Here is a 20988-nt window from a genome sequence, read left to right as displayed (position 1 = left end):
ATTGAGCTATGATTAATAACTAATGACTAATGACTAATGACTAATGACTAATGACTGATGACTGATGACTGATGACTAATTACTAATGACTGATGACTAATAATCAACCCGAATGGCAGCGATTGCAAAAAGCTCTTTCCGTAGAAGCCGATCGCGGATTTAACGACATCCAAGGCAGTCAATACCGCTTCAGCGAGTTTCTGGGGCTCAGTTTGAGACAGCTTGCAGTTGCTGTGGCGGCTTCTTCGCGCGATCGAGCTAGACAACTAGCCGCTGAATTTGACATCTACCCTCAGAAGGATCTCGAACAGCGCCAGCATTCGATCGCCATTACGGTCAGTTTTCTGAGGCACATGGAGCAAGTTTGGGAACAAGAAACTCACCACCAGCTTGAACTTGCACGACAAGTCAGACCCGCAAACCCGGACTTAGCAACCGCCCCAGCAGTTCCCGTTCCCCGAACTGCACCCCTGAACTCAGCAGCCCCACCGCCGGGCCTGACTCTTGACCAACAGTTAACCCGCGTCACCGGCATCGGCCCCGCCAACGGCAACCGCTTGGTCAAACTTGGTTTATACACTGTATACGACTTGCTTTACTACTATCCGCGCAACCACATCGACTATGCAAAGCAAGTACAAATTCGCGAGCTGGTAGCTGGGGAAACTGTCACTTTGATCGCCGAAGTAAAGCGCTGTAATTGCTTTTCTAGTCCGAAAAATAAGAAGTTAACCATATTAGAAGTAGTTTTAAAAGACCGCACCGGAGAAATAAAAATCAGTCGTTTTTTTGCAGGCCCTCGCTACAGTAATCGCGGTTGGCAAGAATTCAAAAAGCGCGAGTATTGTACTGGTGCGGTGCTGGCAGCTTCGGGGTTGGTGAAGCAGGGTAAATATGGAATTACTTTAGAAAATCCTGAGTTAGAAGTATTAGACGACTCCGGCGGTGCGATCGAATCAATGAAAGTCGGCCGCCTGATACCAGTTTATCCGCTGACGGAGGGGGTGGATGCTGGTTCGGTGAGGCGATCGATTTTGGCTGCAATGCCGGCGGCGAAAATGTTGCCAGAATCCCTACCAGAGGATTTGCGCGAGCGTTACGGTTTAATGGGTTTAGCCGATGCCGTGACTAATATTCACTTTCCCCTCGATCGAGATTGTTTGGCCGCCGCCCGCCGCCGCTTAGTTTTTGACGAATTTTTCTACCTGCAATTAGGACTTTTAAAGCGCCGCCAAACCCAAAGGAAAGCTCAAGCTAGTGCAGTCATCCTTCCTAGTGGCAAATTGATCGAACATTTTTATGAAATCTTGCCTTTTGCGTTGACTAATGCTCAGGAAAGAGTAATTAACGACATCCTCAACGATTTAGCTTCGTCGCAACCGATGAACAGATTAGTGCAAGGCGATGTCGGTGCTGGCAAAACTGTAGTAGCCGTCGTGGCAATGCTAGCAGCAATTCAATCCGGCTATCAAGCCGCTTTAATGGCGCCCACAGAAGTTTTAGCAGAACAGCACTACCGCAAATTGGTAGGTTGGTTTAACTTGATGCACTTGTCTGTCGAACTGTTAACTGGTTCCACAAAAGTAGCAAAGCGCCGCGAAATTCACAGCCAGTTAGAAACCGGAGAATTGCCTGTTTTAGTGGGAACTCACGCCCTGATTCAAGATACGGTGAATTTCCATAAATTGGGTTTGGCGGTAATTGACGAACAGCACAGATTCGGTGTGCAGCAGCGCGCTAAATTGCAGCAAAAAGGCGAAGCTCCCCACGTTCTGACGATGACGGCAACTCCCATTCCCCGGACACTGGCGCTGACGCTGCACGGGGATTTAGATGTGAGTCAAATTGATGAACTCCCCCCCGGTAGGCAGGCTATTCAAACCACTGTACTGTCTGCCAAAGAACGCAGCCAAGCTTACGATTTGATTCGGCGGGAAGTGGCGAGCGGGCGTCAAGTTTATGTGGTGCTGCCGCTGGTGGAGGAGTCGGAAAAGTTGGACGTGCGATCGGCAATTGAGGAACAAGAGAAACTGCAAAAAAGCGTATTTCCTGAGTTTAAGGTGGGTTTGCTCCACGGCAGGATGAGCAGTGCTGACAAAGATGAGGCAATTACAAAGTTTCGATACAAAGAAACTGATATTTTAGTATCTACTACTGTGGTCGAAGTGGGAGTAGACGTGCCGAATGCCACGGTAATGTTGATTGAAAATTCTGAGCGTTTTGGACTGTCGCAACTGCACCAGTTGCGGGGTAGAGTCGGTCGGGGCAGCAACCGTTCTTATTGTTTGTTAATGCCCGGTTCCAAAACGGCGGAAGCTATGCAGAGAATGAAGGTTTTAGAACAATCTCAAGATGGCTTTTTTATTGCGGAAATGGACATGAGATTGCGCGGGCCTGGTCAGGTTTTGGGAACTCGGCAGTCGGGTTTGCCGGATTTTGCTTTGGCCAGTTTGGTGGAGGATCAGGAGGTTTTGGAGTTGGCGAGGGCGGCGGCTCAAATGGTAATTGAGAATGATGAAAGTTTGAATCAGTGGCCGGTGGTGCGGGATGAATTGGAGCGGAGATATCAGCGGATGATGAGTGGGTCGATTTTGACTTAGATAGTTTGGGAGGCACACACCAACTTTTTATAGCAGGACTTACCCGCTTGCCTACCGAGAAACTGGGTTTTTTAACGGAGATTGAAGGTTTTAAGCAAATATGAGGGTTAAAAACCCGGTTTCTGACAACTCACAGCGCGTCTTTTCGTAAAAAAACCCGGTTTCGCTTGCCTCATGTATAAGTTTTATAAAGAATACCCTGAAAACCCTGTGGCTTTAGCCCAGGGATGAAAGGGCGTTGCAGGATTTATCCTGCCTACTATCAAGATTGCCAGATGCGGTAAAATAAATCAAAGGAGGTGAAATCAAATGTATGCAGTACAAAAAGATATTTGGCATTTAAAGGGACTCCACAAAACCATTGTTGAGCAACTACTGAGATGGTCGAACAATCTGTTTAATGTTGGCACTTACGAAAGTCGCCAACGATACTTTAAGGATAAAAGTGCTGTCAAATATCTTGACTTGTACAAAATCACTAAAACCAACGAGAATTACGGTTTACTCTATTCTCAGGTAGCTCAACAATCCCTTAAATCTGTTGCCGAATCTTTTAGCTCTTTTCGAGCCTTGGAAAGGTTAGCCAAAAAAGGAGAGATTAATCAAAAACCGAGGCTGCCTAAATATAGAGCAAAAGGCGCTATGTACCAAGTCTCCTATCCAGGGCAAGCCTTAAAAATAGTTGGCAATCGAGTGAGGCTACCTCTGGGAACCAAAGGGAAAGGACACTTTGGGACAGATGCTCTCTGGGTTCCATTGCCAGAAAGGTTAAAAGATTGCCAGCTCAAAGAACTTAGGCTGATCCCTAGAAACGGTCAGGTCTGGATTGAGTATGTCCACGAAAGTCTAACTGAACAGGCTCCAAGTTGCAGTCTCGAAGTAACAGGAGTTTTGGGCATCGATCATGGCATCAACAATTGGTTAACCTGTGTCTCTAGCAATGCCAATCCTTTCATTATTGATGGTCATAAGTTGAAGTCTTGGAATCAATGGTTTAACAAACGAAAAGCTTTTCTTCAATCTGAACACGCCCGACATAAATTACCTCAAGGCTTTTCGTCAAAAAGACTGCAACAGTTATCGGAGACTCGCGCCCGCAGAATGAGGGATGCGGTTAATAAAGCTGTCAGAACTATCGTAAATTATTGCAAAAATAACCAAATTAACGTCATAGTTTTTGGCTGGAATAAAGGACAAAAGCAAGAAGTTAATATGGGAGGTAAGACCAATCAGAGTTTTGTTCAAATTCCTACCGCTAAAGTCAAGGAAAGATTGCAGCAAGAATGCGACTTAAGGGGATGGCGATTTGTATATCAAGATGAATCTTACACATCAAAATCGAGTTTTTTAGACCGAGATTTTCTGCCAGTGAAAGTCGGTGAAAAACCCGACAATTGGCAGCCATCGGGCCAAAGAATCAAAAGAGGATTGTACCGTTCTAGCAATGGATTGTTGATCAATGCAGATACTAACGGTGCAGGGAACATCATTCGGAAATCAAAAGTAGCCACAGACTTAATTATTAAGCGAGTGGGTAGTGGGCTGCTGACGAACCCTTTAAGAATTAAACTTTGGCGGGATTCATCCCCAAAGTTTGTCCTTAAGAATCCCCGCGTCTTTAGACCGGGGAGTGTCAATTGTTCGTTGAGTACCTCAACCCAACCTATTTTCTGAGAGAATTTTTGCCTGGGTGTGGGTGATTTTTATCGATTTTAAGGATTCCCGTACCGATCGAACTAAAAATCCTTCGCAGGAATGACGGGGAAGTGTCAAAATTAAGGTAGTGCGGCCAGAAACAGGGAAAATGAAATCCAACCTGTACTCGCCGGCCCCAGGCAACATTGATTCCTCGCTTGTCACGCTTGCAGGTAGTGGCCGACGGGTGACCGACGGTTCGTCGCATTTAACTAACGCGAACGGGAAGTCCCGCACTCTATCCGTTTACAAGGATGAGGGACGGGATGAAAGCGCAGCCAGAAAGTAAATTGAGCGATAGCGAATCAATATCAATTCTATCTGTTATAATCTTATCAGTATTCGACACTCTTGATAAATGTATAAAGCATACAAGTACAGAATCTATCCCACAAATGAGCAAGAAAACTTGCTTGCCAAGTCTTTTGGCTGTGCGAGATGGTTCTGGAACTATGCTCTAAACTTGTGTCAAGAAACCTATAAAAATACTGGTAAAGGATTGTCCAGAGGCTACATACAAGGCTTACTTCCTGCTCTCAAGAAAGAATATGAATGGTTGAAAGAACCATATTCTCAATGTTTACAAGTAGTCGCATTGAATTTATCCACTGCCTACAAGAACTTTTTTGATAAAAAGGCAATGTTGCCTAAGTTCAAATCAAAACATAGTCGGCAGTCGATTAGTTATCCCCAAAAGGTCAAATTTGACGGTGACTATATCAATCTGCCTAAGATCGGGTTGGTTCATTGTAAGCGTCATCGTGATTTTGAAGGTGATATTAAAACTGTTACTGTATCGCGCAATTCTGATGGGAAATACTTTGTATCCCTCTTGATTGACGATGGCAAGGCTAACCCTCAATCAGTACCAGTTGATAAAGCTGTTGGCATTGATGTGGGATTAACTCATTTTGCGATTACCAGTGATGGATCTAAGTTCACTAATCCTAAATTCTTTGTCAAGTGTCAGCGCAATCTAAAACGCAAACAGCAAAAGCTTTCTCGCAAAAAGAAAGGCAGTAAAAACCGTAAAAAGGCAAAGTGGGCAGTGGCAAAAGTTCACTCCAAAATTGCCAGATGTCGTGAAGATTTTCTACAGAAACTATCCCGCAAGATAGTCAACGAAAACCAAGTTATTGCAGTAGAGAATCTCAACATCAAAGGTATGGTCAAGAATCATAACTTAGCCAAGGCGATTAGCGATGTTGGCTGGGGTATGTTTTGCACAATGCTTAAGTACAAGGCTGAAAGTGAAGGTAAACAATACATTGAGATTGATCGATGGTTTCCTAGCTCAAAAACTTGTCATGTCTGCCTAAATCAAGTTGAGCATCTCACTCTTGATGTTAGGGCATGGACTTGTAAGCATTGTGGTACTCATCATGACCGTGATGTAAATGCGGCGATCAACATCAGAAATGAAGCCTTGCGGATTCTGGCGTTAGGAACTAGCGCTTCTGCCTGTGGAGGGGATGTAAGTCGAAGAGGTAAAACTTCGGTTTTGTTGGACGCTATCCCCGTTGAATCAGGAAGCCAGCGCTGTACCGCTTAGACGGTCGGCGTCTGGTAGTTCACGCAATCCTCGTGTAATGGAAAGATTCACTCTTGATTGAAATCCCCGAGCCGTTTCCTACGAGCGGGCTAAAGCCACGCTCGTTTCCCACTTCCCGAATTTTTTTATGAAAGATCTCACTCGTTATCGAAATATCGGCATCTTCGCCCACGTAGATGCTGGCAAGACCACCACAACTGAAAGAATCCTGAAACTGACGGGTAAAATCCACAAAATCGGTGAAGTACACGAAGGCGCGGCGACGACTGACTTCATGGAACAGGAGCAAGAGCGCGGGATTACGATTCAGTCCGCTGCTACCACCTGCTTCTGGAACGACCATCAGCTCAACATCATCGATACTCCCGGACACGTCGATTTCACGATCGAGGTTTACCGTTCTTTGAAGGTTCTTGATGGTGGCATTGGTGTGTTCTGCGGTTCGGGTGGAGTTGAACCGCAATCTGAAACCAACTGGCGCTACGCTAACGATTCCAAAGTCGCTCGCGTCATCTACATCAATAAGCTCGATCGCACCGGTGCAGATTTTTACCGCGTTGTCGAGCAAGTCGATAAAATCCTCGGCGCTAAACCGATGGTAATGGTATTGCCGATCGGCATAGAAGAAAAGTTTTGCGGCGTAGTCGATTTGCTGACTCGCAAAGCCTGGATCTGGGATGACTCCGGCGATCCGATGAACTATACAATTAAAGATGTCCCGGCCGATATGGTCGATGATGTCGAAACTTGGCGCGAAAAGTTGATCGAACTGGCCGTCGAGCAAGACGACGCAGTGATGGAACAGTATCTCGACGGCAACGAGCCGAGCCTCGACGACCTCAAGCGCTGCATTCGCAAAGGTACTCGCGATCGGGCATTTTTCCCCACCTACTGCGGCTCATCGTTTAAAAACAAAGGCGTGCAGTTGGTTCTGGATGCCGTAGTTGACTACCTGCCAAACCCGATGGAAGTCACACCACAGCCAGAAGTCGATCTCGATGGGCATGAAACTGGCGAGTTTGCGATCGTCGATCCCAAAAAGCCATTGCGGGCACTGGCGTTTAAGATCATGGACGATCGCTACGGTGCTCTAACCTTCACGCGCCTGTACTCCGGTACTCTCTCCAAGGGCGACACCATACTCAACACCGCCACGGGCAAAACCGAGCGCGTCAGCCGTTTGGTGGAAATGCACGCCAACTCTCGCGAAGAAATTGAATCGGCCCAAGCAGGCGACATTGTGGCGATCGTCGGCATGAAAAACGTCCGCACCGGACACACCATCTGCGACCCCAAAAATCCCGCCACCCTAGAGCCGATGGTATTCCCCGATCCCGTTATTTCGATTTCGGTCAAGCCGAAACAAAAAGGCGGCGAAGAAAAAATGGGAGCAGCCCTCACCAAGATGGTGCAAGAAGACCCATCCTTCCACATGGTGACGGATCAAGAAAGTGGCGAAACGATTCTCAAGGGGATGGGCGAGTTACACCTCGACATCAAAGTAGACATTCTCAAGCGCACCCACGGCATCGAAGTAGAAGTCGGCGAACCACAGGTAGCCTACCGCGAGTCGATTACCAAGCGCCTCGAAGACGAATACACCCACAAGAAGCAATCAGGTGGTTCAGGTCAATTTGCCAAAATCGGCTATGTGATCGAGCCTGGTGAGCCTGGAACTGGCTTCCAGTTTGAGTCAAAAGTGACCGGTGGTAGCGTGCCGAGAGAATATTGGCCAGCGGTCGAAAAAGGCTTTGAAAGCTGCATCGACAAAGGCGTCTTGGCCGGATTCCCCTGCCTAGACTTGAAATTCACCCTACTAGAAGGCGGTTTCCACCCCGTTGACTCGTCAGCAATGGCCTTTGAAATTGCTGCCAAAGCGGCCTATCGGCAGTCTCTGCCTAAAGCCGGGCCTCAGTTGCTCGAACCGATTATGAATGTCGATGTATTCACTCCAGATGATTACATGGGCGATGTGATCGGCGACCTCAACCGCCGCCGGGGGATGATGAAATCTCAGGAGACAAGCCAGACAGGAGCACGGATCAAGGCAGATGTGCCGTTGAGCGAAATGTTTGGTTACATTAGCGATTTGCGTACTATGACATCTGGGCGCGGCCAGTTTTCTATGTCCTTCTCGCACTATGCTCCTTGTCCGAGCAACATCGCGGAAGAAGTGATCAAGGAAGCGAAAGAGCGTCAAGCCGCCAAGTAATGTATTGAGTGGGACGAATCGATTCGTCCCACTCAATCACCAATGTTAAAAACTATAAAAATCTAGTTTTTAACATTGGTTAATGGGAGTATCCCAATTTTATTTTCACACTCCGTGTTCGCTGTGATATCATGTCCGGTTGCATTGGAATGATTAAACCGCAGAGTACGCAGAGAACGCAGAGTCTCCAGAACAGAGAGATGAATACAGGACGATGCTAACGGATTTGATATGATATCTCGAAGCGAGATATACAACCTGTGCTGTGCGGGAGGCTGGCACTCCTAAAAAATGCTTTTCACTCTCCAAAAGAGATGCTCCCTTCAAAAGTCTCTTTAAAAGGGCGATCGCGCGTCCATAAAAATAATTTTTGTTAAAATACGATCGATAATCTCCAACCCAGACAGGTAGCCATGACAGCCACCCTGATCCCGAGTCAAAGTAGCGGAATTCTGCTGACAAACATTAGCTGGAAAACTTACGAATCCCTGCTGAATGAGTTAACCCAACAGGGAGGAATTCGCCTGACTTACGATCGCGGAAATTTAGAAATTATGACTCCATCAGCACCCCATGAAAAGTCGGGAGAACTATTAGGAAATTTTGTTGAAGTTCTAACTGATGAATTAAATGTTGACATTTGCAGCCTGGGTTCACTAACCTGCAAGCGCCAAGATTTGGCACGAGGGTTAGAACCTGATAAATGTTACTACATTCAGAATGAAGATGTTGTCTGGAATAAAGAACAAATCGATCTCAATGAAGATCCACCACCAGATTTAGCTATTGAAATTGACATTACCAGCAGTTCGATCGATCGTCTAGAACTTTACGCAAGTTTGGGCGTACCTGAAGTTTGGCGCTACGATGGGAAACGTTTAATCATCTATCAGTTAGAAGGCAATGAATACGCAGAGTCCGAGGTTTCTCCAACCTTTCCTTTTCTGTTGAAGTCTGAAATGCTCAGGTTTTTGGAACTGAAAAAGACTACAAAAGAAAAGGCTTTGCTGCGGTTGTTCCGGGAGTGGGTGAGGAGTAAAATTCAGCCAGGAGAGTGAGGGAGGGCGATCGCCCGTCAATCAATATAATGTTTGCTAAGATACAATCAATAATTTAAAACCCAGGCAGGTAGACATGACAGCCACCCTGACTCAAACCCCACAAGCCGGATTTCTGCTGAAAAACATTAGTTGGCAGACTTATGAATCTCTAGTAAACGAACTCGCCGAACAGCCTGGAATTCGTTTGACTTACGATCGCGGAAATTTAGAAATTATGACTCCATCAGCACCCCATGAAGGTAGTAAGAAAATTTTAGGCCGTTTTGTGGAAAGTGTGAGTGAAGAATTAAACATCGAAATTCGGAGTTTGGGTTCTCTAACTTGCAGGCGCGAGGATTTGGCTCGCGGTTTGGAACCGGATCAGTGCTATTATATCGAAAATGAGGATGTGGTTTGGGACAAACAACAAATCGATCTCAATCAAGATCCGCCACCAGATTTAGTGGTGGAAATTGACGTGACTAGCAGTTCGATCGATCGACTTTCTTTATATGCAAGTTTAGGCGTACCGGAAGTTTGGCGCTACGACGGAAATCGTTTAATAATTTATCAGTTGGAAGCACAGGAATATACAGAAAGAGATGTGTCTCCGACTTTCCCTTTTTTGTCGCAAGTTGAGATGCTGCGCTTTTTGGAATTGAGGAGGACTACAAAAGAAAATGCTTTAATTCGCTTGTTCCGGGAGTGGGTGAGGAGTCAAATTCAGTCAGGGGAGTGAACGGGCGCACTTTGGAGATAATATCATATCGTGGTGTCAAACATAGGTTTGTAGCGAGGACTTCAGTCCGAGCGAGTTTTATGAAGACTTTCGTCATCCCTAGGAACTTAATTATAATTCTTGAGGCAGACATGATATTATTCCCCAGCCCAATCAGCGCGAAACTTCTCCACAACTCGATTTAACTCCACCGAATGAGATGCCTTAAATAAAATACGATCGCCCGGTGTGACAAACTCGATTAAATGCCTTGCTAAATCTTCCCGGGAATTCTCCCTCGCAATATCTTCTACCTGTACAAAAGGCAAACCCGCCGCACCTGTAGCCATCGCCGCCGCTTCCTCAAAATCAGCAAAAACAAACAAAGCATCCAGATGCAAATCTCGCGCCGCCCTTCCCACTTGTCGGTGAAATTCGATCGCCCTGTCGCCCAATTCCTTCATCGTTCCCAACACCGCAATCCGGCGCTTTCCCGGAGTATCTGCTAACAGTCTCAGCCCCGCCAACATCGACTCCAAACCAGCATTGTAAGTCTCATCCAGAATCACAATATCCTGCGGCAAATCGTAGCGGCGCGCCCGTCCATCCGGTAACTGCACAGACAAACCTTGCTTTAAAACTTCCCAATCAATACTTAAAACTTTTCCTACGGCTAAAGCTGCCAAATAATTCACAGCATTGTGACGCCCCGGTAATGGCAGTGGCAACTCCATACCATCTAGAAGTATTGTATCATTATTTAGTAATTCCCCGCACAAATCCCCACCTTCTAACCCGTAAGTTAAAGTTTTTCCCTGCCAAACTTTCGCGGCACTTGCAATTAATTTATCATGATCCTGATTGAGAATAGCAATACTCTCAGCAGGCATTTCTGCTAACAACTCGCACTTAGCAACGGCGATCGCCTCTTCGGAACCCAATCGCCCAATATGCGCCGTTCCTACATTAGTAATCACGGCAATACTCGGCCGCGCTATTTGCGACAGCAGCGCAATTTCACCCATGCCCCGCATCCCCATCTCAATTACAGCATAATTGTGTGACGACGAAAGCTCCAACAGAGTTTTTGGGACTCCAATTTCATTGTTGTAGTTATATTGAGTTTTAAGAACATTTCCCCTGGTTGACAAAACCGCCGAAATTAATTCTTTAACAGTAGTTTTACCGACCGAACCAGTAACAGCAACTATAGGTATACTGAATTGGGCGCGCCACCAGGCTGCGATCGACTGGTAAGCTTTTAAAGTATCGTCAACGCGCAACAGCGGAAAATTAGGCAATTCCTCTTGCCAATCTCGATCGACTATCGCCGCAATCGCCCCCAAATCCCTGGCTTTTGCCAGAAATTGATGCCCGTCAAAATTTTCTCCCCGCAGCGCCAAAAATACTTCGCCCCCCTCAAGAGTGCGCGTATCTGTGGCAATACCTGTCCCTAAAGCTGTCAAAACGCCCTCAGGCACAGCAGGCAAAGGTACAGTTAAAATTTCAGCAAGTTGGGCGATACTTACGCGACAAACCATAACCAGCACTCACATTTCAAATAATTATTTTCACAGCTAATCCTACCTTCCCCGACCTCAAATTTAACTGACAGGGGGCTACTGACCAGGATTGACCTTGACAATCCTAATACTAAATTGTCAGCCAACCAAGAAATTATCCCGACCCACCCACAATCTTTACCAATACTTTACAAAGTCTATAGTGATTTAAGGCCTTGCTAATTACCAACAATTTATGTCATGCTGGTATTGGTAAATAGTTTAAGTAAGCAAAAAAATTGAGCGGCTTAAGGTACTGAGAGCTTCTACCCCTAAGCCTCATCCGGCGAAAAGCTCGGTTGACTCAATAGTTGCACTTCAAGAGCCAATTTATTAAGCTAAGAGCGCTGAAAGCTCCTGCCCCAGCCTCGGAGGGTTAATCCACAGTGAACGACTACAACAGACAAAGCCAGGAACAAGAACAGCTACTTTACAACCACTGGCTAGAGTTGGTACAAGTAGAGCAGCCGGCCGAACTCATCAGCCGCTTTCGCACTTTGTTTATCGAGGGTAGCGGATATCCCGATCGCTCCGTCGCCGACGCAATTGAAAAAATAGCAGCCTCAGAAAACGCCCAACAAGAATTCAAGTACATCCTCAACCGCTGCTGCCACATCCTGATCAACCGCTGGCAAACTTACCCCAACAAGCAAGCAGCCATCCCTGAATTGATCGCTGTGTTTGAAGAACCGCCCAAAATACTAGTGGGATACAATCGAGCGCGGGGGCGAGCCGCCCTCCCCAAATTAGTAAATCAATTTACTGAAAGCGAACAGTACCTCACCCTGCAACGCTTAGCCAAAGTCATAAATCACAGCAATGAAGATAGCAGCAACAGCAAAACCCCAGCTACCCTTGCCCTGGGAACCTTAATTCCCCGCTACCCTTACCTCTACAAACACTGCCTCCTCAGCGACGACAGCACCTACGATCAGCAGAAAATCATTAAAAAAATCCAAGCTCAAAAGCAGCAGCAATTTGAAGTCAACCTCTCGCAATACGTCGCTCACCAAGTAAGAAAAGCCCAAACAGCTCGCCGGGAAACCTCAATTACTTTCAACCGGAGTATACAAAATATACAAAACCCGACGCTGTTGACCGACCCGGAACTGTTCTTTGCCCTCAAGCAATTTGTCGGAAAAGTAGAAGGAGCCGATACCTACAGACAGCTAGCCGACCGCTTCACGGCGAACGCCAGCACAGGAGGGTCCTACCGCTCCTTTAAAGACGACTTGTACGAATATCTGATTTCTTCTATCACCGACGATCGCTACGGCAAACGCCTATTTAATGAAAAATTGTATAAGCAACTACAAAAGACCTTTCCCCACAACGATGCTCAGAAGTTCAACGAATTTTTAATGATCAGAACTTGCAGCCAGTTATTAAACTTTTTAGTAGTAGAGAGTCCTGGGCGCCCCAACCACTTTGTCTTCATCGACCTGATCTCCAACCTCGGTCCCACCCAAACCACAGGTTTGCTGCTAAAGATCGTGCTAATTTGCGGCAAAGTCAAGCCCTACCTCGAAAAGCGGTTGGCAATTTTGTTTGGTCACTACGAATTTTCTACCCGAGAAGGGGTGGTGTGGTTAGTCAAAGCCCTGGAAAACGTGAACCTAGCTTTGACTACCAACTTTGGCAAGGTGGATGTATCTTTCCTGCTGTGACAGGGCGCGCCAGAACTTTCTCTGCTTCCAGCTTGACAAAACATTACACCGAGAAACCAGGTTGCTCAAAACCCTAAAAGTTTTACGTTTAATTAGAACTACTTAATTAACTGCTGAAACCTACTCATAAGACGCTATTCTATGCTAAAGTACCAAGTGTGAATCAGATTCAGTTGCAGGCTTTGTTCATTGCTACAGAATTGTCTAAAAACTTGCCCTTCTGTATCGGCAGGGAACTCTCCGAAACTGAAATCTTCGCACTGTCTAAATTTTGGAGTTATTCCTCATGTCGATATACGTCGGTAACTTATCCTACCAAGTTACCCAAGAAGACATCACCACCGTCTTCGCCGAATACGGAACCGTTAAGCGAGTACATCTACCTACCGACAGAGAAACCAGTCGCCCCCGCGGCTTCGGTTTTGTAGAAATGTCAACAGATGCTGAAGAAGATGCAGCCATTAGTGCTCTCGACGGAGCAGAGTGGATGGGTCGCGACCTCAAAGTTAACAAAGCTAAGCCCCGCGAAGATGAAGGCCGGGGTGGTGGCAACCGGGGCGGCGGCCCTGGAAAATTTGGTCGCGCAGGAGGAGGAGGCGGAGGAGGACGTTATTAATTTCCTCATAAATTTCCTCGGATAAAGATTTGAGATTGGAGAGTTGAAATTGGCGATCGAGCTCACCTAGCTCCGAACCACTTCCGGCCGTTCCGAAAAACCTATGCTCTTCAAGTTTCCATATCTACCGCATTAAATATACCAAAAAGCCAAGGGCCTAACCCTTGGCTTTTTGGTATGAGGGTTGACGGTATGACTCACAAACGCGCTCGGCGAATCCGTTGCAGTGCCGTCAGATTCTAATCGTCAGGTTCGATGCTGCTGCTCAATCCGTGATTATTGAGCGTTTCAGCGTAAAACTCAGCGTGTTCGAGAGCACAAACAATCACCAGCCCCAATCCGTTAGTGTGGGCTTCCATCATCACATTCACCGCCTGTGGCTGAGTCAGACTCGGTACCGTCGCCATCAAAGTCTGCACCACGTACTCCATAGGATTGAAATCATCATTGTGCAGCAGAACGCGGTAGCGCGGTGCAAGCTTGCGGACTGTGGAAGACTTTTGAAGAATTTCGACAGACACTAATCTATACCTCCTGACTTGTAAAATGTTAAAATTTGTCAACAATCTTGAGCCGGATTGCTCCGCTGTGCAAGACTATCTCTCTTTCAGTTATTTTATTGAAATCTGAAACTTCAGACAAGGCAGTACCCTGGTCGATCGCGAGCTGTGAACCGCACACCAAAACCAGAGGCGGTGTCCTGGGCCCGGAGCAACCACCTTCCTAGCGCCATAATATTAGAAAGGCGAGATCGGTTAAAAATAACAAACTACTACCTGTTGAGTCTCCAGAACTGAGGGAACCTTATATGAAACGCAAACCTAAATCATACAACGACGAAAGATTCAGCGGCGACCCATCCCGGGGAGATGAAGACTCCGGCTCATTTGGCGGACAGTCGCGGCGTCAACCTCAGTCCGGCAAACCCTCTTTCCTCAATTCCGCCACCCTAGGGATTTTAACAGCCGTCTTTATTCTGGGAATTGGCATTGGCATTGCCTTTAGCTCCACCGCTACAATTAGCCCCGAGAACGTAGCATCCCGCGAATTTATCGATCGCAGCGCCCCGAACCCAGAACTTTGCGTGCAGTTTGGAGCAAGCGCGATGGTGACAGATATGCGCCTCTACGTCACCCTCAACCCCTTCAACGTCTACATCTCGCAGCCGAGTATGCGCCCCGGATGCGTCTTGCGGACTAATAACTGGGCAATTCTTGAACAAAGAAAACTCATCAGCCAAGACCAAGTGCGGGAGTGCAAAAATCGCATGAACACCTTTGGCTTCACCGGCCCCCTGGAAGCTCAACCGGAAATTAACTGTATCTACCAAAACGACGGCGCTAAAAACCTGTTCCTCAACCAACCGGGTTCGATAGCTCCAGCCGCTGAAGGTCAAAATTTCTAAATCGCCGATATAACGATTGTCAGTGGATTGAAGTACAGATGCTCGGGTAGGGACTGAGGCTTAGCCTCAGTCCCTACTTTATTTCATCAGAAAATTGGGTAGAAACCCCGTCCTTCTAGGACGGCTTTATTTTCGTACCTACAAATGGTACAATTCTTATAGTTAACAAGACGCAAAGATCCAAGCCTGACCGTGAAAATCGGGAAGCCCATGATTCGTGCATTGCACTTCTAGAGGTTCCAGCAGACCGCGAAAGTTTGGGGAGCGAATCAAAAAAACAAAAAAGTTAGCTACTGAACCGATACAACGAAATAGAAGTATGAGGTTCCAGTCTTGAATCCTAGACGGGGTGAAACTTCTAGGGTGAGCATAAATGTAGGTAAGCTCAATGGAGCAATCCGGAGAGTCTAGAGGCAATTGACACCGCCGTGATGCAGAAAACTCTCGTCTAGCTATTGAACTGGTGACATTGTATCGCATAAATACTTGACCATTTAAATGGTGAAAACTTTATTGAGTGAGTATGGTCCAAGAATTGACTACGGAGTCTTTTCTTCTTCTAAAGAATCTTCGTCCTTCCAGGACGGAGAGTGTCAAACAAGGGAAAACTGCTCTCAGTAGATTTTGAAGTCCGAGGTTCGAGGGAAGAAGAAAGTCTTCCCTCGAACCTCGGACTTCTTCCTTCAAAAACCGAACTGGGGCAAATCTTCGGTTAACTGAACTTGCAAAATTTGGCCGGGTTGAATCGTAGCAGGTTGAGGAGCAGCAACGTAAGTTGTAGCAGCACCTGCCGTCGCTCCAGCCAACAAACCGATGCCGGAAAAGCCGCTCAGCAAGAACAAAGCTAAGCCGCCAATACCACTATTGCGGAGCAAACTGCGATCGGAAGGCTGTTGCCGGCGGCCTGCCACGGGTTGGGACCGAGCGAAGAGAGGGATATTGCGGCCGTTCAGACTAATAGCTTCGACAACAAATCGACTGCCGAGGTTCGTCGTTTCAAATCGGCCGATGACCGGCGTATTAGCAGGTACGATCGTATTACCGCGACTGTCGAAAATTCCCCCTTGCAGCAGCAGCACTTCCTCTCGGCTGGGTTTCGCACGGGCAAGGCGCAAAGCCTCAGTACCGGGGTATAGCAAACTAAGCTCCGTGCCCGCCGGCAACAAGACATTCGCCCCAGCCTCCCCCTGCAAAGCAGCATTCGATCGTCCGCGAGGAAGTGGTTCACCAAAGGTAAGCATCCGCTGTTGGGGTGCAGCAGCAGCCGTTATTTGAGGATTTAGGCGGGGTACAGCAGCAGTTTGTACCCGGCGTCGTTCGTTAAGGCGAAGATTGGCTAAAGGCACTGTTATCGGCCGGATTTGGTCGTTTGGAGTTGGCTGCTGCGAAGAATTTGTAGCGGGATTCGGGGAACTAGGAGGCTCAGACCGATCGATCTTTGTGGCAGTAGTTGATGAGTTGGAAGCGGTCGGCGGCTGGTTTTGCGGTACTTGTATTGAAGGCTGGCGTTGAGTTTCGGGAGTTTTCATGCTGCGAGTCAGTTCGATCGATGGACGCAACACCCAGCGATTTTCTACCCCAATTCTTTGGAATTGAACTTGCCCTGCCCTGAAAGCTGCTTCAGGAGCCAAATTCACCATAATTCTCGCCGTCCCGGGTTGAAGTTGACTCACCGCCACAGAACGTACAGTGCCTTGCGGGTATAGCTGAGTTGCATCTACTCCGATCTCAGTATTGGGCAAATTCACAGCAATCTGAGACAGGTTGAGTACAGTATATGTGGGAGTTGTTCCCTCTGGGAGAGTAATTTCTAGCTGATTTGTCGCCGGATCGAATTGCCAACTTGTGACTGTAGAAGCATTTGCTGGTTCCAGTGTTGCGGGCAGTGCTGCAACTGCGGCGACGACTGCTAGACTCAGACTCAGTGACTCGATCGCAAACAATCCCGCTGGTAGAGAATTAACAGTCAATTTTTGTAAGTTTTCCCAAAATTTTGGGAGTAATTTTTTGTATGGCATGGCGGCTGGGTGAACTTTTTGATGTGAAATAGATTATTGATGGGAAAATTTTGCCTTCGGATGACGATGAAAGTTTAGCATTATTGGGATATGAAAAATTTAGCTAAATGGAAATTATTGCGATCGCGCTTCGTTATTAATAACAAGTGGTGCCAGGTTAGACAAGATGAAATAGAATTGCCAAGCGGACAAATTATAGACGACTTTTTTGTTAATGTCCGACCCGATATCGCCCTAGTATTTGCCACGACAGAGCAGCAAGAACTTGTATGTGTGCGCCAATACAGGCACGGAGTAGGCGAGATTTTGCTGGAACTGCCGGCCGGATCTTTCAATCCTGCTGAAGAAAGCGGCAAATCTGCGGCCACCCGAGAACTTGCAGAAGAAACGGGATATGTTGCTGAAGAAATTTTGGAACTAGCAACCTTATATGATAACCCTGTAAAAGACACCAATTGTATTTACCTATACTTTGCTAAAAATGTCAAGCTTGCCAGCGAGATACAATTGGATATTACAGAAGATATTGAAGTAGTTTTAGTCCCACTGACCGAAGTTTTGTTAAAAATAGCAAACCGAGAAATTTGTGTAGCAGGAAGCATCGCAGCTATTTTTTTAGGATTAGATTTTTTGAACAAACAAGCGTAAAGTGTGGTGTGCATGGAGCTATACACGATCGGGTGAAAGTTATATTATGTCCCAGCGAAAAAGCACAATATCAAGTTGGTAGTGAGGAATTCAGAGGGAGTTTTTGGAGGACTGAAGTTCTCGCTCCCAACCTGATAATGGCTATTTTATGGGACATAATATGAGTCTGATCTTACCGAGCAAGACTGAGAAAATCCAGAGCAGTAATAGTATTATTAGCCCCAAAAACCTGAGCCAAAACCTCCCCAGTGGCAGCAAATTGCAGGAGTGTACCGTTCGCCGTCGAGTTGATTCGCAAGGCCTCGAAACTCAAACCGTCAGCGAGGACAAACTTGTCAGTTCCTACGGAAAAATTGAGCACAGTATCGATACCGCTGTTAGCGCTTAACACAAAACGATCGCTCTCAATACCCCCAATTAAAGTATCGTCTCCCCTGTCGCCAAACAGCCAGTCATCCCCTGCACCCCCATTGAGAATGTCGCTATCTTTCCCTCCGTAAATAGTGTCATTACCCGAGTCGCCGTTAAGAGTATCTTGGCCTTCATTGCCGTATAAAAGGTCATCGCCGCTGCCACCGTTGATGCAGTCTTGCTGGCCGCCTACACCAACAGCGCCTCGAGAATTTTCCTCGCGATCGCCACTAATGGTATCGTTACCCTCATCGCCGCACAAACTATCGCTGCCCAAGTCGCCGTAAATCAAGTCCTCGCCAGCATCTCCCTGTACCAAATCGTCATCCTTGCCGCCACGAACAATATCCTTACCCTCACCCCCACTCAAAGAGTCGGAACTCTGACCACCATTGAGAAAGTCATTCCCATCGCCCCCAAATAGCCAGTCGCGGCCTAACACATCGGACACTAACTGGTTTGGCAAACCGCCGTAAAGCGAATCATCTCCCTTGTCGCCGACAATGGTATCGGCACCGAGTTCGCCCCAAATCAGGTCACCCGCTTTGCCGCCGTAAACTAAGTCGTTACCTTTGCCGGCAAAAAGGCTGTCATTATCTTTGCTGCCGCCGATGATGTCGCCGCTGCCGTTGCCGAAAATTAAGTCACCGAAAGAGGTGGCAACTATACTGCCTTCTTGAGTGCCGTAGTCGCCGAGGATGCTATCAGAACCTAGATTGCCGTAGAGAGTATCCGAGTCTGTTTCGCCAAAAATCCGATCGCCCCCTTTGCCTCCAAACACCAAATCCCGGCCGTTGCCGCCGACCAAAGTATCGTCTTGTTCTTCGCCGTTAAGTAAGTCATTGCCGTCGCCTCCAAACAGCAAATCGAAGCCGTCGGGGTCGTTGGCTAAGGAGTTTTGAACACCGCCGAACACAGAGTCGTCTCCCTTGTCGCCGTTTAGGGTGTCTACGCCTTTGTCACCCCAAATCAAGTCGTATTCTTTGCCACCGTAGGCGATGTCGGCGCCTTTACCGGCGTAAACCGTGTCCGAACCTTGGTTGCTAGCAATGGCATCAGCCTCTGCGTCGCCGAAAATCAGGTCCCCCTCGTTACCAGTCAAGTCGATGTCGTTGTCGTTCCCTATTAAGGAATCCTTTCCTGCAGTCCCGATTATCGTGTTTTGGATGTCGATGAGTTGTGCGACGTTTGAGTCGAAGTTAAGTATTTGGGAACGCTGCGGTTGGATAAATGTTATGGGGGGCAGCAAGGGCAGTGGTTGGCAACCGCAATCGGTATTCGGTTCGGGAACTCGCCCGAATATAGGCGTCGGTGTTGGTTCCGGGGCGGGTGTTGGTTCCGGTTCTGGCGCGGGTGTTGGTGGTGTTGGTGGTGTTGGTGGTGTTGGTCGTATTGGTGTTGGCGTCGATATCGGTTCGTTAAAGGGAATGGCAGAGACAGTAGCGCTGGCGGGGCTGGTAGCGCCCTGGTTGTCTGTAGCGCTGTAGGTGAAATTTGCTGTTGTAAAGTTGGCTGTCGATTGGAAAAATAATTGGTTAATGTCAGCAGGTGTCAGAATTTGACCTGCCCTGACAATCCTGCCGCCAGTCTCGGGATCGCCTAAAAATATCAGCCCGACCTTTGCTGGTGGGATGGTGTTGATGGTGAAGGATTCGATCGATCCGTCGGGATCAGTGCCGCCGAGTCCTGCGATCAAGACACTGCTGCTGGGGGCGATCTCGATGTTGACGTTATTAGCTACGGGCCGTCGGTTGGGCTGGGGCAGCAGCGCCGATACAGTAGCGGTGGCGGGGCTGGTAGCGCCCTGGTTGTCTGTAGCGCTGTAGGTGAAATTTGCTGCTGTAAAGTTGGCTGTGGATTGGAAAAATAATTGGTTAATCTCAGCAGGTGTCAGGATTGTCAACGGCGGTGAAATTTTGCCGCCGGTCTCGGGATTGCCTAAAAATATCAGCCCGACCTTTGCTGGTGGGACGGTGTTGATGGTAAAGGATTCGATCGATCCGTCGGGATCAGTGCCGCCGAGTCCTGCGATCAAGACACTGCTGCTGGGGGCGACCTCGATGTTGACGTTATTAGCTACTGGCCGTTGGTTGGGGGGAGTCGGAGTCGGTGGGGTTGGGGGAGTCGGAGTCGGTGGGGTTGGGGGAGTTGGAGTCGGGGCGGTTGGGGGAGTCGGAGTCGGGGCGGTTGGGGGAGTCGGAGTCGGAGTCGGGGCAGGGGCGATGCTGGTGGCAACAGTTGCGCCGGGCTCGCTGCCGTTATTGTTGCCGGGATTCGGGTCATTAGTGGTTGAGGTACTTCTTACCGTGTTGCTGAGAGTGCCGGTCGCCGGGACTGGGAATGTGACTCTCCGGCTGACGGCCACGCCGTCAGCTAAGCTGGCAATGGGCGGAAAGCTGACAATGCCTGTGGCTGGGTCGTAAATACCGCCGTTGGATGCTGTGACGCCCGTTAAACCGGGAACAATGCTGTCTGTAACGGTGATGTTGGTGGCGGTATTGGGCCCTCTGTTTTCCGTGAGAATGGTGTAGGTGACACTCGATCCGGCTACCGCAGTAGCGGGCCCGGTTTTCAGGGTAACTACATCGGCGCTATTGGTGATAGTGGTGGTGACTCGCGCCGACGGGCTGCTGCCGTTGTTGTTGCCGGGAGTGGGGTCTGGGCTAGTTGATGTGCTGCTAGCAGTGTTGGCGATGATGCCGGTGGCGGTTCCGGCGAAACTGACGGTTCTGTTGGCGCTGGCTGCGCTGGCTAGGGAGGCGATCGCCGTCCAAGTCACAATACCTGTAGTTGCGTTGTAAGTCCGCCGTCCGACACGCTGACTCCTGTTAAACCCGGAACAAT

Annotated in this window: 13 protein-coding genes and 1 pseudogene; 10 read left to right on the top strand and 4 right to left on the bottom strand. The window is 48.0% G+C overall.

Annotated elements, in window-relative coordinates; all coding sequences use genetic code 11:
- Nucleotides 1–92: 92 nt before the first annotated feature.
- The 6 genes from recG to ACUVJL_RS23475 all read left to right on the top strand — a co-directional run bounded on the left by recG (nucleotide 93) and on the right by ACUVJL_RS23475 (nucleotide 9838).
- Nucleotides 93–2600: an ATP-dependent DNA helicase RecG gene (gene recG / locus ACUVJL_RS23500; RefSeq protein ID WP_445248046.1), complete on the top strand. Its 2508-nt coding sequence runs from the start codon at nucleotides 93–95 to the stop codon at nucleotides 2598–2600.
- Between the two features lie 309 nt (nucleotides 2601–2909).
- Entirely contained in the window at nucleotides 2910–4274 is a 1365-nt protein-coding gene (locus ACUVJL_RS23495; protein WP_445248045.1) for an RNA-guided endonuclease InsQ/TnpB family protein, read from the top strand.
- Between the two features lie 379 nt (nucleotides 4275–4653).
- Nucleotides 4654–5847 (top strand): IS200/IS605 family element RNA-guided endonuclease TnpB, encoded by a 1194-nt coding sequence (gene tnpB / locus ACUVJL_RS23490; RefSeq protein WP_445248044.1) that lies wholly within the window; start codon nucleotides 4654–4656, stop codon nucleotides 5845–5847.
- Nucleotides 5848–5974: 127 nt separating this feature from the next.
- Nucleotides 5975–8059 (top strand): elongation factor G, encoded by a 2085-nt coding sequence (gene fusA / locus ACUVJL_RS23485; RefSeq protein WP_445248043.1) that lies wholly within the window; start codon nucleotides 5975–5977, stop codon nucleotides 8057–8059.
- 413 nt (nucleotides 8060–8472) lie between these two features.
- Entirely contained in the window at nucleotides 8473–9117 is a 645-nt protein-coding gene (locus ACUVJL_RS23480; protein ID WP_445248042.1) for a Uma2 family endonuclease, read from the top strand.
- Between the two features lie 76 nt (nucleotides 9118–9193).
- Nucleotides 9194–9838: a Uma2 family endonuclease gene (locus ACUVJL_RS23475; protein ID WP_445248041.1), complete on the top strand. Its 645-nt coding sequence runs from the start codon at nucleotides 9194–9196 to the stop codon at nucleotides 9836–9838.
- A 137-nt stretch (nucleotides 9839–9975) separates the two neighbouring features.
- Here ACUVJL_RS23475 and ACUVJL_RS23470 read toward each other — a convergent pair whose 3' ends face one another.
- On the bottom strand, nucleotides 9976–11358 hold the full coding sequence (locus tag ACUVJL_RS23470; RefSeq protein WP_445248040.1) for a UDP-N-acetylmuramoyl-tripeptide--D-alanyl-D-alanine ligase: 1383 nt from the start codon (nucleotides 11356–11358) through the stop codon (nucleotides 9976–9978).
- A gap of 407 nt (nucleotides 11359–11765) precedes the next feature.
- On the opposite strand from ACUVJL_RS23470, the gene ACUVJL_RS23465 reads away from it, so the two are divergent.
- Nucleotides 11766–13046 (top strand): hypothetical protein, encoded by a 1281-nt coding sequence (locus ACUVJL_RS23465; protein ID WP_445248039.1) that lies wholly within the window; start codon nucleotides 11766–11768, stop codon nucleotides 13044–13046.
- Between the two features lie 286 nt (nucleotides 13047–13332).
- Nucleotides 13333–13662 (top strand): RNA-binding protein, encoded by a 330-nt coding sequence (locus ACUVJL_RS23460; RefSeq protein ID WP_333198593.1) that lies wholly within the window; start codon nucleotides 13333–13335, stop codon nucleotides 13660–13662.
- A gap of 239 nt (nucleotides 13663–13901) precedes the next feature.
- Here the strand turns inward: ACUVJL_RS23460 and clpS are convergent, their stop codons facing one another.
- On the bottom strand, nucleotides 13902–14183 hold the full coding sequence (clpS, locus tag ACUVJL_RS23455) for an ATP-dependent Clp protease adapter ClpS (RefSeq protein WP_332959733.1): 282 nt from the start codon (nucleotides 14181–14183) through the stop codon (nucleotides 13902–13904).
- 287 nt (nucleotides 14184–14470) lie between these two features.
- Between clpS and ACUVJL_RS23450 the strand changes: the two genes are divergently transcribed.
- Nucleotides 14471–15067 carry a DUF3172 domain-containing protein gene (locus tag ACUVJL_RS23450; RefSeq protein WP_445248038.1) on the top strand — a complete coding sequence of 199 codons (597 nt, stop codon included), beginning with the start codon at nucleotides 14471–14473 and terminating at the stop codon, nucleotides 15065–15067.
- Nucleotides 15068–15750: 683 nt separating this feature from the next.
- Here ACUVJL_RS23450 and ACUVJL_RS23445 read toward each other — a convergent pair.
- Complete coding sequence (locus ACUVJL_RS23445) at nucleotides 15751–17037, bottom strand: AMIN domain-containing protein (RefSeq protein ID WP_445248037.1); 1287 nt, start codon at nucleotides 17035–17037, stop codon at nucleotides 15751–15753.
- Between the two features lie 138 nt (nucleotides 17038–17175).
- Here ACUVJL_RS23445 and ACUVJL_RS23440 point away from each other — a divergent pair, with 138 nt between their 5' ends.
- Entirely contained in the window at nucleotides 17176–17733 is a 558-nt protein-coding gene (locus ACUVJL_RS23440; RefSeq protein WP_445248036.1) for an NUDIX hydrolase, read from the top strand.
- 172 nt (nucleotides 17734–17905) lie between these two features.
- Here ACUVJL_RS23440 and ACUVJL_RS23435 read toward each other — a convergent pair.
- Nucleotides 17906–20988 (bottom strand): annotated as a pseudogene (locus ACUVJL_RS23435) (DUF4347 domain-containing protein); the annotation flags it as partial.

Source organism: Microcoleus sp. OTE_8_concoct_300, from assembly GCF_031383065.1.
Lineage (GTDB): Bacteria > Cyanobacteriota > Cyanobacteriia > Cyanobacteriales > Microcoleaceae > Microcoleus.
Note: the sequence above shows the minus strand (reverse complement) of the source record. Positions and strands in the feature narration are given on the sequence as shown.